The 16,461-nt window shown below is 69.8% G+C and carries 17 protein-coding genes; 5 read left to right on the top strand and 12 right to left on the bottom strand.

Translation table 11 applies throughout. The features are described 5' to 3' along the window. Window positions 1–26: 26 nt before the first annotated feature. The 8 genes from fabF to KBC94_RS04790 all read right to left on the bottom strand — a co-directional run bounded on the left by fabF (window position 27) and on the right by KBC94_RS04790 (window position 6,789). On the bottom strand, window positions 27–1,271 hold the full coding sequence (gene fabF, locus KBC94_RS04825; RefSeq protein ID WP_114802592.1) for a beta-ketoacyl-ACP synthase II: 1,245 nt from the start codon (window positions 1,269–1,271) through the stop codon (window positions 27–29). A gap of 181 nt (window positions 1,272–1,452) precedes the next feature. Continuing rightward, entirely contained in the window at window positions 1,453–1,692 is a 240-nt protein-coding gene (acpP, locus tag KBC94_RS04820) for an acyl carrier protein (RefSeq protein WP_017758944.1), read from the bottom strand. Window positions 1,693–1,844: 152 nt separating this feature from the next. After that, complete coding sequence (gene fabG / locus KBC94_RS04815) at window positions 1,845–2,588, bottom strand: 3-oxoacyl-ACP reductase FabG (RefSeq protein ID WP_294366879.1); 744 nt, start codon at window positions 2,586–2,588, stop codon at window positions 1,845–1,847. 30 nt (window positions 2,589–2,618) lie between these two features. Then, entirely contained in the window at window positions 2,619–3,566 is a 948-nt protein-coding gene (fabD, locus tag KBC94_RS04810) for an ACP S-malonyltransferase (RefSeq protein WP_294366878.1), read from the bottom strand. Between the two features lie 72 nt (window positions 3,567–3,638). Next, window positions 3,639–4,616 (bottom strand): beta-ketoacyl-ACP synthase III, encoded by a 978-nt coding sequence (locus KBC94_RS04805; protein ID WP_294366876.1) that lies wholly within the window; start codon window positions 4,614–4,616, stop codon window positions 3,639–3,641. Further along, complete coding sequence (gene plsX, locus KBC94_RS04800) at window positions 4,613–5,704, bottom strand: phosphate acyltransferase PlsX (protein ID WP_294366873.1); 1,092 nt, start codon at window positions 5,702–5,704, stop codon at window positions 4,613–4,615. The genes KBC94_RS04805 and plsX overlap by 4 nt, the downstream gene beginning before the upstream one ends. 60 nt (window positions 5,705–5,764) lie before the next feature. Further along, window positions 5,765–5,947 (bottom strand): 50S ribosomal protein L32, encoded by a 183-nt coding sequence (gene rpmF, locus KBC94_RS04795; protein ID WP_017760020.1) that lies wholly within the window; start codon window positions 5,945–5,947, stop codon window positions 5,765–5,767. A 275-nt stretch (window positions 5,948–6,222) separates the two neighbouring features. Next, on the bottom strand, window positions 6,223–6,789 hold the full coding sequence (locus tag KBC94_RS04790; protein ID WP_294366869.1) for a YceD family protein: 567 nt from the start codon (window positions 6,787–6,789) through the stop codon (window positions 6,223–6,225). Window positions 6,790–6,870: 81 nt separating this feature from the next. Between KBC94_RS04790 and KBC94_RS04785 the strand changes: the two genes are divergently transcribed. The 3 genes from KBC94_RS04785 to KBC94_RS04775 are packed head-to-tail and all read left to right on the top strand — an operon-like array spanning window position 6,871 to window position 9,430. Continuing rightward, window positions 6,871–7,452 (top strand): Maf family nucleotide pyrophosphatase, encoded by a 582-nt coding sequence (locus KBC94_RS04785; RefSeq protein ID WP_294366867.1) that lies wholly within the window; start codon window positions 6,871–6,873, stop codon window positions 7,450–7,452. Further along, the gene (locus KBC94_RS04780) at window positions 7,449–8,255 is read left to right on the top strand and encodes an SAM-dependent methyltransferase (protein ID WP_294366865.1); all 807 of its coding nucleotides are present in this window, start codon (window positions 7,449–7,451) and stop codon (window positions 8,253–8,255) included. Before KBC94_RS04785 ends, KBC94_RS04780 begins: the two co-directional genes overlap by 4 nt. Continuing rightward, window positions 8,252–9,430 (top strand): MFS transporter, encoded by a 1,179-nt coding sequence (locus KBC94_RS04775; protein ID WP_294366863.1) that lies wholly within the window; start codon window positions 8,252–8,254, stop codon window positions 9,428–9,430. Before KBC94_RS04780 ends, KBC94_RS04775 begins: the two co-directional genes overlap by 4 nt. A gap of 26 nt (window positions 9,431–9,456) precedes the next feature. Here KBC94_RS04775 and KBC94_RS04770 read toward each other — a convergent pair whose 3' ends face one another. From KBC94_RS04770 to KBC94_RS04755, 4 genes are all read right to left on the bottom strand, one after another. Then, window positions 9,457–10,506, bottom strand: a complete 1,050-nt coding sequence (locus KBC94_RS04770; RefSeq protein ID WP_234196049.1) for a S49 family peptidase — start codon at window positions 10,504–10,506, stop codon at window positions 9,457–9,459. A gap of 45 nt (window positions 10,507–10,551) precedes the next feature. Continuing rightward, a complete protein-coding gene (locus KBC94_RS04765) occupies window positions 10,552–10,923 on the bottom strand; it encodes a Rieske 2Fe-2S domain-containing protein (RefSeq protein WP_234196047.1) in 372 nt (123 codons plus the stop codon). 118 nt (window positions 10,924–11,041) lie between these two features. Further along, window positions 11,042–11,722, bottom strand: coding sequence for an HAD-IA family hydrolase (locus KBC94_RS04760; RefSeq protein WP_294366859.1), 681 nt, complete (start codon window positions 11,720–11,722; stop codon window positions 11,042–11,044). Then, on the bottom strand, window positions 11,709–12,758 hold the full coding sequence (locus KBC94_RS04755; RefSeq protein WP_294367613.1) for an RluA family pseudouridine synthase: 1,050 nt from the start codon (window positions 12,756–12,758) through the stop codon (window positions 11,709–11,711). The genes KBC94_RS04760 and KBC94_RS04755 overlap by 14 nt, the downstream gene beginning before the upstream one ends. Before the next feature lie 238 nt (window positions 12,759–12,996). Between KBC94_RS04755 and KBC94_RS04750 the strand changes: the two genes are divergently transcribed. Together KBC94_RS04750 and KBC94_RS04745 are read left to right on the top strand one after the other, a co-directional pair. Then, window positions 12,997–13,197: a hypothetical protein gene (locus tag KBC94_RS04750; RefSeq protein WP_294366857.1), complete on the top strand. Its 201-nt coding sequence runs from the start codon at window positions 12,997–12,999 to the stop codon at window positions 13,195–13,197. Between the two features lie 140 nt (window positions 13,198–13,337). Beyond that, window positions 13,338–16,379: an Rne/Rng family ribonuclease gene (locus KBC94_RS04745; RefSeq protein ID WP_294366852.1), complete on the top strand. Its 3,042-nt coding sequence runs from the start codon at window positions 13,338–13,340 to the stop codon at window positions 16,377–16,379. Window positions 16,380–16,461: the final 82 nt, after the last annotated feature.

Here is a 16,461-nt window from a genome sequence, read left to right as displayed (position 1 = left end):
GACGGGAGGAACGCCAAGGGAACGCGTCAGACCCGCTTGAACACCAGCGTGCCGTTGGTGCCGCCGAAGCCGAAGTTGTTCTTCACCGCCACGTCGATCTTCATGTCGCGCGCAGTGTTGGCGCAGTAGTCCAGGTCGCATTCGGGATCCTGGTTGAAGATGTTGATGGTCGGCGGACTTTTCTGCTCGTGCACCGCCAGCACCGTGAACACCGATTCGATGCCCCCGGCGCCGCCCAGCAGGTGGCCCGTCATGGACTTGGTGGAGTTCACCACCATGTTCCGGGCGTGGTCGCCGAAGGCCAGTTTGATGGCGTTGGTTTCGTTCAGGTCGCCCAGCGGCGTGGACGTGCCATGCGCATTCAGGTAATCGACCTGGTCGGCGTTGATGCCGGCGTTGCGCAGGGCGGCCTGCATGCTGCGGCGCGGACCGTCCACGCTGGGCGCAGTCATGTGGTACGCGTCGGCGCTCATGCCGAAGCCCACGAGCTCGGCATAGATCTTGGCGCCACGGGCCTTGGCATGCTCGTATTCCTCGAGCACCACGACCCCAGCGCCCTCGCCCAGCACGAAGCCGTCGCGGTCCTTGTCCCACGGGCGGGAGGCCGTGGCCGGATCGTCGTTTCGCGTGGACAGCGCACGGGCGGCCGCGAAGCCGCCGATGCCCAGCGGCGAGACGGTCGATTCGGCGCCGCCGGCCACCATCACGTCCGCGTCGCCGGCCTGGATCAGGCGCGCCGACAGGCCGATGGCATGCAGACCGGTGGTGCAGGCCGTGACCACCGCGATGTTCGGGCCGGTGAAGCCGTACTTGATCGACAGGTGGCCCGAGATCATGTTGATGATCGAAGCCGGCACGAAGAAGGGCGAGATGCGGCGCGGGCCGCGGTTGGTCAGCTCGGCATGCGTCTCTTCGATCATCGGCAGGCCACCGATGCCCGAGCCGATGTTGCAGCCGATGCGCTCAGCCAGCTCGGGCGACAGCGCCTCGCCGGTGGGCAGACCGCTGTCCTGCACCGCCTGGATCGAGGCGGCGAGTCCGAGATGGATGAAGCGGTCCATGTGGCGCGCCTCCTTCTCGGAGATGTATTGGGTGATGTCGAAACCCTTGACCTGGCCCGCAAAGCGGCAAGCCAGGTTGCTGGCATCGAAGCTGGTGACGGTGCTGATGCCCGACTGGCCCGCCACGAGATTGGCCCAGCTCTCGGCCACAGTGTTTCCGACGGGGGAGATGCAACCGAGCCCGGTGACGACGACGCGGCGTTGAGTCATGCCGGCGAACCTTTCTGCAATGGTGGGTCTCCCAGACCTGGGGCGCCGTGCGCCTGAAACGTCATTGAAAGGACGGTTCCGGGAGGAAGTGAAGCCGAAGGCCCGCGAAACGGGAGAGGAGGGAGCCTCGCAAAGCGCCGGTCGTGCAGCGCAGCGGGCAAACGGCTTGGGGCTTGGCCGATCAGGCCTTCTGGTTCTTGACGGCGTAGTCGATGGCGTTCTGCACCGTCGTGATCTTCTCGGCGTCTTCGTCCGGGATCTCGATGCCGAATTCGTCTTCCAGCGCCATCACGAGTTCGACCGTGTCCAGCGAGTCGGCGCCCAGGTCGGCCACGAAGGCCTTTTCGTTGGTCACTTGCGACTCTTCCACGCCGAGTTGCTCGGCGATGATTTTCTTGACACGTGCTTCGATATCGCTCATTTAGGTTCCCTCTGAGGGTGGTAAAGAATCAAGGATTTTAGCCGGGCCGCTCCGGGCGAAGTCCCGGCAAGGGCCTACGGCCGCTCGGAGAAGCCACTGTCCAGCCCCCTGCGCAGATTCGTCCGACGGACGCGCGCGGCGGCTGGCGGCGTTCACATGTACATGCCGCCGTTGACGTGCAGTTCCTGCCCGGTCACATAGCCCGCTTGCGGCGATGCGAGATAGGCCACGGCATGGGCCACGTCGGCTGGCTTGCCCAGGTGGCCCAGCGGGATCTGCGACAGCAGCGCCTGCTGCTGCGCCTCGGGCAGGCTTGCGGTCATGTCGGTCTCGATGAAGCCAGGCGCCACGCAGTTCACCGTGATTGCACGGCTGCCCAGCTCGCGCGCCAAGGCACGGGTCATGCCGGCCACGCCCGCTTTGGCAGCGGCGTAGTTGACCTGCCCCGGATTGCCAGAGGCGCCCACCACGCTGGTGATGCTGATGATGCGGCCATAGCGCTGCTTCATCATCGGCCGGATCACCGCCCGCGAGAGGCGGAAGACAGCCTTCAGGTTGGTGTCGATGACGGCATCCCAGTCCTCGTCCTTCAGCCGCATGGCGAGCATGTCGCGGGTGATGCCGGCGTTGTTGACGAGCACATGCAGGCCCCCGTGGGCCTTCACGATGGCGTCGATCATGGCCTCCACGGCCGGGCCGTCGGTGACATTCAGCACTTGGCCTTCACCACCGTGGGGCGACAGCGCTGCGCCGATCTTGGCGGCGCCGTCGGCGCTCGTGCCCGTGCCGATGACCTTGTAGCCGCGCTGGGCGAGTTCCAGCGCGATGGCTGCGCCGATGCCGCGCGTGGCGCCGGTGACAAGGGCCACCTGGCCCTGGATCGCGGGAGTGTTCATGCGTGTTTCCAGAAAAAGGGAGAGACGGCGTCAGGCGACCAGTTGCCGCGCTTCGCCCAGCGAGGCCGGATCCTGGATGAAGCCGCTGGCCAAACCGGGCGCGATGCGCTTGACCATGCCCGACAGCACCTTGCCCGGACCGCATTCGACGACGGCCTCGACGCCCCGGGCCTGCAGCGCCTGCACGCTCTCGACCCAGCGCACCGGACCTGCCGCCTGGCGCACCAGCGCCTCGCGGATTCGGGCCGGATCGGTTTCGATCGCCACGTCGATGTTGTTGAGCACGGGAATCTGCGGCGCCTTCAGTTCGACCTCCGCGAGGCGGCGCGCCAGGGCCTCGGCCGCCGGCTTCATCAGGCTGGAATGGAAGGGCGCCGACACCGGCAGCGGCAGTGCGCGCTTGGCGCCCTGGCTCTTGAGCAGTTCGCAGGCGCGCTCGACGGCCGCCTTGCTGCCGGCGATCACGGTCTGCATCGGGTCGTTGAAATTGACGGCTTCGACCACTTCACCTGGGGCGCCCATGGCGGCCGTGGCCTCAGCACAGCCGGCCTTTACCTGCTCGGCCGCCATCCCCAGGACGGCGGCCATGGCGCCCGTACCGACCGGCACGGCCTCCTGCATCGCCTGGGCACGGAAGCGGACCAGCGGCGCCGCCTGCGCCAGCGTCAGCACGCCGGCAGCGACCAGCGCGGAATACTCGCCGAGCGAGTGACCGGCCACCACCGACGGTTGAGCGCCGCCTTCGGCCAGCCAGGCGCGCCAAGCGGCGATGCCGGCCACCAGCATCACCGGCTGGGTGTTGGTGGTGAGGGCCAGGATTTCCTTCGGGCCTTCCTTGATCAACAGGCCCACGTCCTGGCCCAGCGCCTCGGACGCCTCGGCGAGGGTCTCGCGCACGGCCGGATGGTCGCCCCAGGCGTCGAGCATGCCCACGGACTGCGAGCCCTGGCCCGGGAAGACGAATGCGAAGTTCTTCATGGTGATTGAGTCTCCATCGGCGCGCATCCTGTGATGGACGCGACGCCCAGCGATCCCGGTGACGGAAGCGCCTTACAGGTTCAGCAGCACGGCGCCCCAGGTGAAGCCGCCGCCCACGCCTTCGAGCATGACCGTGTCTCCGGTGCGCACCTGCCCGCCACGCACCGCGGCATCCAGCGCCAGCGGGATCGACGCGGCCGAGGTGTTGCCGTGCTCATGCACGGTCACGACCACCTTGTCGAGGCCCAGCTTCAGCTTCTTGGCCGTGCCCTGCATGATGCGGATGTTGGCCTGATGCGGGATCAACCAGTCGATGTCGGCCTCGGTCTTGCCGGCCTTGGCCAGCGTGGCACGCGCGGCCTCTTCGAGCACCCGCACGGCCAGCTTGAAGACAGCTTGGCCGTCCATGTGCAACAGCGGCGTGCCCAGCACCTGGCCGCCCGACACATGGCCGGGCACGCACAGGATGCCCACGTGCGAGCCGTCGGCATGCAGGTCGCTGGCCAGGATGCCAGGGGTGTCGCTGGCCTCCAGCACCACGGCGCCGGCGCCATCGCCGAACAGCACGCAGGTGGTGCGGTCGTTGAAGTCGAGGATGCGCGAGAACACTTCGGCGCCGACGACCAGCGCGCATTTGGCCGCGCCTGTGCGCACCATGGCATCGGCCACCGTCAGCGCATAGACGAAGCCGCTGCACACGGCCTGCACGTCGAAGGCGGGGCAGCCGGCGATGCCGAGCTTGTGCTGGAGGATGGCGGCCGACGAGGGGAACACCATGTCGGGCGTGGACGTGGCCACGATGATCAGGTCCACCTCGGCTGCGCTGCGGCCGGCGGCCTCCAGGGCATGGCGGCAGGCTTCCAGCGCCAGATCGCTGCTGTTGACACCGTCTGCCGCGAAATGGCGGGCATGGATGCCGGTGCGCTCGACGATCCATTCGTTGGAGGTCTCGATGCCGCGACCAGCCAGTTCCTGCGCCAGTTCGTCGTTGCTGACCCGGCGCGGCGGCAGATAGCTGCCGGTGCCGGTGATGCGGGAATAGAGCGTCATGAAGCTTGGAGTGCCGCGTTGTCGGTGGGCGCCGTCACCTCAGGCCGCGCCAGCAGTGGGGCGGCATGGGCGATGCGGGCGCGGACGCGGTCGAGCAGGTTGTTGCGGGCGGCATCATAAGCGCGATCCAGAGCATGCCCGAAGGCCAGCTCGTCGGCCGAGCCGTGGCTCTTGAACACCAAGCCGCGCAAGCCCAGCAGCGCTGCACCGTTGTAGCGACGGTGGTCCAGCCGCTTCTTGAGGGCCTTGAGCACCGGGTAGGAGACCAGCGCCGCGACCTTGCTCATCAGGCCGCGCGAGTACTCCTGCTTGAGGAAGTCCACGATCATCGAGGCCACGCCCTCGGTGGCCTTGAGCGCGACGTTGCCGACGAAGCCATCGCACACCACGATGTCAGTGGTGCCCTTGAAGATGTCGTTGCCTTCGACGTTGCCGTGGAAGTTGAGGTCGCGCGACTCGGCCGCCTGGCGCAGCAGCACGCTGGCGCGCTTGATGACCTCGCTGCCCTTGATGACCTCTTCGCCGACATTGAGCAGGCCGACCGTGGGCGAATCGTCGCCGCTCATCGACGACACCAGCGCCGAGCCAAGCACCGCGAACTGCAGCAGCGTCTCGGCATCGCAGTCCACGTTCGCCCCCAGGTCGAGCACCGTGGTGGCGCCCCCCTTCATGTTGGGCAACTGGGTGGCGATGGCCGGCCGGTCGATGCCGTCCAGCGTCTTGAGCACATAGCGGGCGATGGCCATCAGCGCACCGGTGTTGCCGGCGGAGACGGCCGCATGCGCGGCGCCGTCCTTGACCTGCTGGATGGCCACGCGCATGGACGAGTCCTTCTTGCGGCGCAGCGCCACCTCGACAGGGTCGTCCATGCCCACCACTTCGGTGGCGACCACATGCCGCGCCCGCTCGTGGCTGAAGCCAGCCACGGCCGACTCGACGCCGACCAGCACCAGGTGGGCATCAGGATGGTTGTCGAGAAAACGGCGGCAGGCCGCGAGCGTGACGCGGGCGCCATGGTCGCCGCCCATGCAATCGACCGCGAGGGTGATCGCCGTGGCAGCCGGAGCGTGCAGATCGGTGCTGGACATCAAAACAAAGGCCCGACGCTACGGGTTCAGTAGCCTCGGGCCTTGGCCTTGAAGGGGCAATCAGGCTTCGTTCTTGGTCTTCAGCACCTTGCGGCCACGGTAGAAGCCGTTGGGGCTGATGTGGTGACGCAGATGCGTCTCGCCCGTGGTGGGCTCGACGGCAATGCCGGGCACGCCCAGCGCGTTGTGCGAACGGTGCATGCCGCGCTTGGAAGGCGACTTCTTGTTTTGCTGAACGGCCATGGTTGGCTCCTGCGAATCTGTTGGGGTGGCGGAAAGGCGCGAGACCCTGAGGCAGCGGCGCCAGCGGTCGAACCGGCCTGGCTAACCGCGCTGCAACCCGCGAGTGCCCAGCCAACAATCAGTCAGCAATGCCGACCAAAGAGCGGAGCACCGGGGGCGGCCCGGACATGCACGAAGCATTCGTGCATCGTCTGACAGGGCCTGCGGCATGCGCGCGAAGCCAATGAGTATAACCCAGCCGGCAAGGTCAGCGCCAGAGCCAGCCGCCTCGGGCGTCAATCGTTCGATTCGGACTTGGGCTTGCGCAGGCCTTCGAGCACCGCGAAGGGGTTGGGCTTGTCGCTGCCGGCCGCGTCGAAATCCTCGTCCGCCGCCGAAAAGCGCGGCTGCTCGGGGCAGACCTCGTGGCGCGGCGCCACGGGAATATCCATCAGCAGCTCGTCCTCGACCAGTGCGCGCAGGTCGAAGTCGGCCGACAGGGCCAGCACGTCCTCGTCGGCTTCTTCGTCCTCGGCCGCGGCAGTGGCCTCGTCGGCGACGAAGCGGAACCACCGGTCCACCGACAGCACAGTCTGCACAGGGCCCAGGCAGCGTTGGCATACCAGCGGCAGTTGCACCTCGGCCTCGACATGGAGCCAGGGCACGCCGGGGCCGGTGGCGCTGCCGCGCATTTCACCGTGCGTGCTCCAGGCGACTTCCACAGGTCCTGCATCACCGGTGGCCTGCGCCGCCTCCTCGGTCAGGCGCGTCCATTGCGCGAGCGGGCTGGTTTCGGCCAGGGTGGCACCGGCCTGGGCAAAGGCCTTCACGTCCAGGCGGGCCGCATCGAATTCCGTCTTCATGGGGCGCAGTCTACGTCCCCCCCTGGCCGCACGGCATCGCGGCCGACCCGCCACCCCCGAAGGCTCGCAGAGAATCCGCGCATGCAACGCACCGTCATCCTCGGGTCCACGTCCCGCTACCGCCGCGAAATGCTGTCGCGGCTTCGCCTGCCCTTCGATGTCCAGCCGCCCGAGGTGGATGAAACACCCCACCCCGGCGAGGCGCCCGCCGCACTCGCCGCCCGCCTGGCGCTGGCCAAGGCCCGCGCGGTGGCCGAGCGATTTCCCGAGGCCATCGTGATCGGCTCCGACCAGGTCGCGGACCTCGACGGGGAGCCGCTGGGCAAGCCCGGCGACCACGAGCGCGCCACCGCCCAACTGCGCCGGATGAGCGGCCGCACCCTGGTCTTCCAGACCGCGCTGGCCGTGGTCTGCCGGCGCACGGGCTTCGTGCAGCAGGACCTGGCGCCCGTGCGCGTCACCTTCCGCACGCTCAGCGACGCCGCCATCGAACACTACCTGCGTGCCGAGCAGCCCTACGACTGCGCCGGCAGCGCCAAGAGCGAGGGCCTGGGCATCGCGCTGCTCGACGCCATCGACAACGACGATCCGACGGCGCTGGTGGGCCTGCCGCTGATCCGCACCTGCCGCATGCTGCGTGCCGCGGGAGTGGAACTGCTGTGAGCGAATCCTCCACGCCAGCCCACGCCCTTCCACCCGACGGACACCCGCGCCCCGGCACGCTCTATCTGGTGCCCGCCCCCCTGGACTTCGGCTGCGAGACCCAGGTGCCGGTCGAGGACGGCCTGCCCGCCGCCACCCTGCGCGCGGCCGCCGGCCTCGGCCACTGGGTCTGCGAGAACGCCAAGAGCGCCCGAGCCCTGCTCAAGCGCATCGACAGCGTGGCGCCGCTCACCGTGCCGATCCAGCAGATGTCGATCCGGGAGCTGCCCCGCGAAGTGCACAAGAAGGGCGATCACGGCGGCGGCTTCGACGCCCGTGACCTGCTGGTCGACCTGCAGGCCGGCCACGACGTCGGGCTGCTGAGCGAGGCCGGCATGCCGGCCGTGGCCGATCCCGGTTCGTCCGTGGTGCGCGCGGCCCACGACCTGGGCGCGCCGGTGGTGCCGCTGGTCGGGCCCGTGTCCCTGCTGCTGGCTCTGTCCGCGAGCGGGCTGGGCGGCCAGGACTTCGCCTTCACCGGCTACCTCCCGCAGGACGCCGAGGCCCGGCGCCAGCGCATCCGCGACCTGGAGGGCCTGGCCCTCAAGCGCGGCCAGACGCAGATCGTCATCGAGACGCCCTACCGCAACGAGGCCGTGCTCCAGGCCCTGGTGCAGACGCTACAGCCGAACACGCGCCTGGCCGTGGCCTCGGGACTCACCCTGCCGCAGGCGCAGATCAGCAGCCGCAGCGTGAAGGCCTGGCGAGCCCTGCCCGAGCGCGCCCTGGGCAAGCTGCCGGCGGTCTTCGCGTTCGGCCGATGAGTGCGCCACCGCTGATTCAACCGGCAGCCCGCCTGCCCGCCGCCCGCTGGGCGGCGCGCACGCAGTTCTTCTGCTCCGGCTTCATCTTCGCCACCTGGGGCGTGCACATTCCCACCGTCAAGGCGCACTACGGCATCGACGAGGCAGCGCTGGGCCTCGCGATGCTGGCCGCTGGCGCGGGGGCGCTGCTCGGCCTTGCGCGCGCCGGCCGCTGGATCGGCCGCCACGGCGCCAATCGCATCGCCGGCGCAGCCGGCTGCTGCTATGCGCTGCTGCTCGCCCTGCTGCTGGCCATGCCAGGCTATGCCGCCCTGCTCGCGCTGCTGGCCGTGTTCGGCCTGCTCACCAGCGTGTTCGACGTCGCGATCAACACCGAGGCCGCCGCCATCGAACTGGCCGAAGGCGTGCCACGCATGAGCGGCATGCATGGCATGTTCAGCCTGGGCGGCATGGCGGGCGCCAGCAGCGGCGCCGCGCTGCTCGCGGCCGGCTGGCCGCCCGTCACCCACCTGGCGGTCGTCGCCGGGGCGATGGCGCTCGCCATCGGCGTGGCAGCGACGCGCATGCTCCCCGCCTCGCACACGGCCTCCGCCAGCGCAGATGAAGGCGGTGGCCTGCGCGATGCGGGCGGCCCGCTGCTCGTCCTTGGCCTGCTGGCGGCCCTGGGCCTGGTGGCCGAAGGCGCGATGTACGACTGGAGCGTGCTGTACCTGCAGCAGGAACTCGGCAGCCCGCAGCAGCAGGCCGCCCTCGCCTACGCCAGCTTCTCGGCGGCCATGGCCGCGGCGCGCTTTGGCGGCGATGCCTTGCGGGCCCGCGTCCCGTCGACGCGGCTGCTGGCAGGAAGCGCCCTGCTGGCCGCCGCCTCCATGACGGTCGGCCTGCTCACGCATTCGCCCTGGGTGGCGCTGGCCGCCTTCGCAGGCGTCGGACTGGGCTTCGCGAATGTGGTGCCGCTGCTTTTTGCAGCCGCAGCCCGCGTCCCGGGCGTGGAGCCCGCGCGGGGGATCGCGGCCGTCTCTGCGGCCGCCTACCTGGGATTCATGGCGGGACCACCCGTCATCGGCCTCATCGCCGGCGCCAGTTCGCTGACCCACGCCCTCTCGGTGGTGGTGCTGTTCGCGCTGGCACTGGCGGTTTCGGCGCCGCTCGCGGCACGCGGCACCGCCCGCTGAAGAAGCGGCATCGCCGCTGCGCCGGCTCAGCGCACCGAAGGCGCGGCGCGCAGGGTGGCGTGCACCGCCACATCGGCAAAGGCCGCACCGAACTTCTTGGCCAGGCGCTCGGCCACGTTGTCGCGGCGGGTGTAGTCGACCACGTCCTCGGCCTGGATCACGTCGCGCGCCACGTAGTCGATGCTGCCAAGCTGGTCGGCCAAGCCCAGGTCCACGGCCTCCTGGCCGGTCCAGAACAGGCCGCTGAACAGGCCGGGCGTGTCGAGCTTGAGTCGGTCGCCCCGGCCCTTCTTGACCACATCGATGAACTGCGCATGGATCTGGTCGAGCATGCGCTGGGCGTGGGCGCGCTGGGCATCGCTCATGGGGCTGAACGGATCGAGGAACCCCTTGTTCTCGCCAGCGGTAAGCAGCCGGCGCTCGACGCCCAGCTTCTCCATCGTGCCGGTGAAGCCGAACCCGTCCATCAGCACGCCGATGCTGCCGACGAGGCTGGCCTTGTCCACATAGATCTTGTCGGCGGCGGCGGCGATGTAATAAGCCGCCGAGGCACAGCTTTCCTCGACCACGGCGTAGATCGGCTTGCCGTATTTGGCGCGCAGGCGCTTGATCTCGTCATGGATGATGCCGGCCTGCACCGGGCTGCCGCCGGGCGAGTTGATCAGCAGCACGACGCCCTTGGAACCCGGATCCTCGAGGGCGCTCTTGAGCGAGGCGATGATGAATTCGGCACTGGCGTCTGCGCCGTCGGCGATCTCCCCGCGGATGCTCACCACGGCGGTGTGGGCGGTGGTGGTGGCTGTGCTGGGCGCTGCGCGGCTCAGGGCCATCCAGGCCAGCGCAATGAAGAACACCAGCCAGGCCAGGCGGACGAAGGTCTTCCAGCGGCGTGCGGCGCGCTGCTCCTTCAACGAGGCGAAGGCGAGTTTTTCCAAGGTGGCGCGCTCCCAACCGGGCGCGGAGGTCGGATCGTTTTTCACGGAAGTGGGTGCAGGGGCTGCGGATTCGTTCAGGGGCGCGGGCTTGGGCTCGAAAGGCTCGAAGCCGGAGGGTTCCAGGCGGTCGGGAGGACTCATGATGCGGAAGGCCGTCGAGCCGTGATGATCAATGCAGGCTCGGGTTCAGAAGGTGAACGGGCGCAGGTTCCAGGCAGTATGCCAGTGCACCACGCCCTCGATTTCGCTGAGCTCGATGCGCACCAGCCCGCCGCGGCAGGGCCCGCCGGCGCAGGCGCCGGTGTCGGGGGAATAGGCCGCGCCATGGGTGGCGCACAGCAGCCAGCGGCCGGTGTCATCGAAGAAGCGTCCCTCCTGATAGTCCATTTCCATGGCGACATGGGTGCAACGGTTCAGGTAGGCATGCGGCCGACCTTGCCAGCGGATGGCGAAGGCCCGGCAGGTCTGGCCGCCATAGATGACGTCGAATGACACCGCTAGCCCACCATCGGTCAGGTCGGCGCTGCGGCACAAGGGAATGGGGGCGTCGTCGGCCACTTGGGCAGCGTACCAAAGAACGCCCCGGATGCCGTATCGGGGGTTGCCGCGGCGCCACACCGGCCACCGCCCGGCGGCGCCGGCAAGTGCCCCCGGCGCGGCCAGGGGCTGGGCGGCCTCAGCCGTGCCGCAGAAGCCAGTCGGTCAGCTCCGCCACGGAATGGGCCACATGCAACGGCCCCAGCGCCTCGAAGCCCTCGGTCGAATGGGCGCCATAGCCCACGCCCACGCTGGCGCAGCCGGCATTGCGTGCCAACTGCAGGTCGTGCACCGTGTCGCCGATCATCAGCGTGCGCTCGGACGTCACGTCCAGTTCGTCCATCAGTTCGAGCAGCATGCGCGGATGCGGCTTGCCGAAGGTCTCGTCGGCCGTGCGCGAGGCATCGAAGCGATGGCGCAGCGCGACGGTATGAAGCGCCTGGTCCAGTCCCCGGCGCGACTTGCCGGTGGCCACCGCCAGCTTGTGGCCGCGCGCGGCCAGCGCGTCGAGCAACGGGAGCACCCCATCGAAGAGCACGAGGTCGTCCTGGTGGCGCAAATAGTGGAAGCGGTAGCGCTCGCCCAACTCGCGGTACTTCTCGGGCGGCACGTCTGGCGCGGCGCGGGCCAGCGCCTCGGCCAGGCCCAGGCCGATGACCCAGGCCGCGTCCTGATCGCTGGGCCGGCGGCCGCCGACGTCGACCACCGCCTCCTGGATGCAACGCACGATGACCGCGGTGGAGTCGTACAGCGTGCCGTCCCAGTCGAAGGCGATCAGGTCGAAGCGGCGGCTGGCCGCGGGCGTGTCAGTGTTCGTCATGGGGATCGGTCAGGGCGACGAGCGCCTGCGGCGGCAGCAGCTGCGCCAGTTCGTCGGGAAGCGCCGCCTGCAGCGCCACGGGCGCCTCGGAGACGGGATGCTGGAAGCGCAGCCGCCAGGCATGCAGGAACATGCGGCGCAGGCCCAGCCGCGCCAGCGTACGGCGACGCTCGAAGTCGCCGTACTTGTCGTCACCGGCAATGGGATGGCCCTCGTGCGCCAGGTGCACGCGGATCTGGTGGGTGCGGCCGGTCTTGATGGTCACGGCCAGCAGGCTCATCGGCGCGTCGTCGCCGGGCAGCTGCACGCGGGCCAGCACGCGCACCAGCGTGAGGGCGCGCATGGCGTCGGGATGGTCCTTGTCCACCACCTTCACGCGGCGTTCGCCCTCGGCGGCGCCGTCCTTGGGCGGCAGCAGGTAGCGGGCGAGCGGAGCGTCGAGCACCTTGCGGCGGGCCGGCCAGTCGCCGTCCACCAGGGCCAAGTAGGTCTTTCCCGTCTCGCGGGTGCGGAACTGCGCCTGCAGCGCCGTGAGCGCGCTGCGCCGCTTGGCAACCAGCAGGATGCCGGATGTCTCGCGGTCCAGCCGGTGCACGAGCTCGAGGAAGCGCGCCGTCGGCCGGGCGGCGCGCAGTTGTTCGATCACGCCGAAGCTCACGCCGCTGCCCCCGTGCACGGCCGTGCCGGCAGGCTTGTTGACGGCCAGCAGCACCTCGTCCTCCATCAGCAGATCGAAGTCGCGGGCCGGCGCGGTCGGTGCGTAAGGCGCTGGGGCCGCCGTCACCCGGACCGGCGGCAGGCGCACCACGTCGCCCTCTTCCACCCGGGAGTCGGCCTGCACGCGGCCCTTGTTCACCCGCACCTCACCCGAACGGATGATGCGGTAGACATGCGTCTTGGGCACGCCTTTGAGGTGACGGAAAAGAAAGTTGTCCAGGCGCTGGCCGGCGGACTCGGCGTCCACCGTCACCAACCGGACTTCGGGGGCCGGCGCCCGCGCCGGACGCTCTTTGGGGCCGGGCTTAAGACCTATAATATTTGTCACCAGCGCGGCTCGGTCAGTGCTTATTCGAACGAGAAGTTTAGAGCACCCGCCGGAAGCGCTGGAGGTCGATGCCACTTGCGTGGTCCACCATCGCCGGCCCCGCGCCCACCAGGCCACGGGCGGCGCCGGATGCGCAAGGCGAGCCGACGCCGACGAAACCCCGAGACGGATTCCCCCCTTGCCGGCCGGCGGCCTGTTCTTCCAGAGACGGGCGCCGGACGGCGGATCGATGCGAGACCCCCTTGTGCTGCTGATGTGGCTGCTCCGTATGTGTCTGCGCTGGCTGATGCCGGTGGCAGCGCCCATGCATCCAGCGCCCGCCACTTCGGTGCCTGCCCAGCCGCCCTACGTCCCCAAGATGTCCGGCCGGCGGCAGATCGGTCTCGCGCCCATCCTCGCGCCCCCTCCCCTGCTGCGTCCTGCGGGCTGATGCCCGGCCGGTGGCTGCGTGCCGCCTGCACACCTGCGGAAAGGAGAACGGCGCTGTCCCGTCGTTTCGCCGCGTCGTCCGCGCATCGTGGGCCCCTTCCGGGCCAGTGAAGACACACACGAACAAGGACACGCACTCCCATGAAACGGATGCTGATCAACGCCACGCAGGCCGAAGAACGCCGCCTGGCGATCGTGGACGGGCAGAAGCTGCTCGACTACGAAATCGAGATCGAAGGGCGCGAGCAGCGCAAGGGCAACATCTACAAGGCCGTCGTCACCCGCGTCGAGCCCAGCCTGGAGGCCTGCTTCGTCGACTACGGGGAAGACCGCCACGGCTTCCTGCCCTTCAAGGAAATCTCCAAGCAGTACTTCGCCGAAGGCGTCTCCGCCAGCCAGGCGCGCATCCAGGATGCGATCCGCGAGGGCCAGGAACTGCTGGTCCAGGTCGAGAAGGAAGAGCGCGGCAACAAGGGCGCCGCCCTCACCACCTTCGTCAGCCTGGCCGGCCGCTACGTGGTGCTGATGCCCAACAACCCGCGCGGCGGCGGCGTCAGCCGGCGCATCGAGGGCGAGGACCGCGCCGAGCTCAAGGAGGCGATGGACCAGCTCGAGTACCCCAAGGGCATGTCCATCATCGCGCGCACCGCCGGCATCGGCCGCACCGCGCCCGAGCTCCAGTGGGACCTGAACTACCTGCTCAAGCTGTGGACCGCCATCGACGGCGCCGCCAAGGGCGGCAAGGGCGCCTTCCTGATCTACCAGGAATCGTCGCTCGTCATCCGCGCCATCCGTGACTACTTCAATCACGACATCGGCGACATCCTCATCGACACCGACGACATCTACGAGCAGGCGCAGCAGTTCATGGCGCACGTCATGCCCGAGCATGCCGCCCGCGTGAAGCGCTACCGCGACGATGCCGCGCTGTTCAGCCGCTTCCAGATCGAGCACCAGATCGAGTCGGCCTACGCGCGAACGGTGCAGCTGCCGTCCGGCGGCGCCATCGTGATCGACCACACCGAGGCGCTGGTGTCCATCGACGTCAACTCGGCCCGCGCCATCAAGGGCGGCGACATCGAGGAGACGGCCACCCGCACCAACCTCGAAGCCGCCGACGAAGTGGCCCGCCAGATGCGCCTGCGCGACCTGGGCGGCCTGATCGTCATCGACTTCATCGACATGGACGAGTCGAAGAACCGCCGCGAGGTCGAAAACCGCCTGCGCGACGCGCTGCGCCAGGACCGCGCCCGCGTACAGTTCGGCACCATCAGCAAATTCGGCCTGATGGAAATGAGCCGCCAGCGCCTGAAGCCGGCGCTGTCCGAAGGCTCGTCGATCCCCTGCCCGCGCTGCGGCGGCTCCGGCCACATCCGCGACACCGAGTCGAGCGCGCTGCAGATCCTGCGCATCATTCAGGAAGAGTCCATGAAGGACAACACCGCCGCCGTGCACGTGCAGGTGCCGGTGGAGGTCGCCTCCTTCCTGCTGAACGAGAAGCGCACCGAGATCGCCAAGATCGAGCTCAAGCAGCGCGTGAACGTGCTGATGATCCCGAACAAGACGCTGGAGACGCCCAACTACAAGCTGGAGCGGATGAAGCACGACGACCCGCGCCTGGATCAGCTGCGTGCCAGCTACACCATGGCCGACGAGGTCGAGGACCCGACGCGCATCACGCGCCGCTCGCAGGAGCCGACCAACCGCCAGAGCCCCGTCATCAAGGGTGTGCTGCCGGATGCGCCGGCGCCTGTCGTGCCCGCGCGCGAGGAAAAGCCCGCGGCGCCGGCGCCCGTTGCCGCCGCACCCGTGGTAGCACCGGCGCCGGCAGCGCCCGCACCGGCCGAACGCGGCTTCTTCGGCTGGCTCAAGGGCCTGTTCGGCGCCACGCCAGCGCCAGCGCCCATCGCCGCCCCGACTCCTGCACCGGCACCGGCAGCGGAAGAAACGGCACGCCCAGGCGGCGGCAATCGCCGCGGCGAACGCGGAGGTCGCAACGGCCGCGGTGAAGGCCGTGGTGGCGAAGGTCGCGGTGAAGGCCGTGGCAACCGCGAAGGCCGTGCCGACCGAGGCGAGCGTGGTGAACGCCGCGAGGCACTTAACGGCGAAGGCCGGCGCGAGCCGCGCGAAGGCCGTGACGCCCGCGAGGGCCGCGAGCCGCGTGAAGCCCGCAACGGCGACACCGCGGGACGCGAAAGCCGCGCACCGCGCGAAGGCGGTGAACGCGAACGCCGCAATGGCCGTGGCGAGCGTCGCGATGCCGCGCCGGTCGAAGCCCTGCAGGCGCCGGTCGACGGCACGGTCGAGGGCAGCGATGCGCCCGCAGAGCGCCGTGAACGCGGCGAGCGTGGGGAGCGTGGCGAGCGCAACGGCCGCCAGGGCGAACGTCGTGAACGCGGCGAGCGCGGCGAACGCCGCCGCGACGACGGCATGGCGCGCGAAGGCGCCGCTGCCGAGGGCGAGGACGCACCGCGTGGCGGCGATCCGGCGCCGCGTGAAGGCCGCCGCGAGCGGCGCCCGGTCGACGCCCTGCCAGCCGCAGTGACCGAGGCCGAAGCCCTGCACCAGACGCCGGCCGAGGCGGCCGCCGTTGCCGAAGCGGCCGACGCCGCGGTGGGCGACGACCAGGCGCCGCGCCGCGAAGGCGAGGAGCGCCGCCGCTCCCGCGACCGCTATGGCCGTGATCGCCGCGACCGCGCCTCGCGCGAGCGTGAGGCCGGCGAGGCGGTCCGCGACGAGGCCGACGCGCCGCTGGCATCCGCCGTCGAGCCGGGCCTGACCGCTGCCGCGCCGAACGCCGAACCGGCGACCGAGCCGGCCGTCGCCGCTGCACCCGTGCCCATCGCGCCCGTGCCGGCACCGGCCCCTGCTGCGGCCGCACCGGGCCGCGGCGCACTGCCCCGTGTGACCGCCTTCGCCCTGCCGGCCGACGAACTGGCCGCCGTGGCCCAGGGTGCCGGCCTCGAATGGGTGAACTCCAATCCCGACCGCATCGCCGAAGTGCGGGCGGCCATCGCGGCCGAACCCAAGCCGGTCCACGTGCCGCGCGAGCGGCCGCCGGTGGTGGTGCTGGACGAAGGCCCGCTGGTGCTGGTCGAGACCCGTCGCGACCTGGGCGCCATCACGCTGCCCTTCGAGAAGGCGGCCGATCTCGGCAGCCAGCCGGCAGCAACCGTGTCCTGATCGAAAGGAACATGCCGGACCCGCTGCGGCGGGCCGGCAGCCCAGGCCCGACCTGTCTTGCAGGTTGCGTCAAAGCAAAAGG

Origin of the sequence: Pseudacidovorax sp. (genome assembly GCF_017991995.1) — a bacterium.
Lineage (GTDB): Bacteria > Pseudomonadota > Gammaproteobacteria > Burkholderiales > Burkholderiaceae_C > Xenophilus.
Note: the sequence above shows the minus strand (reverse complement) of the source record. Positions and strands in the feature narration are given on the sequence as shown.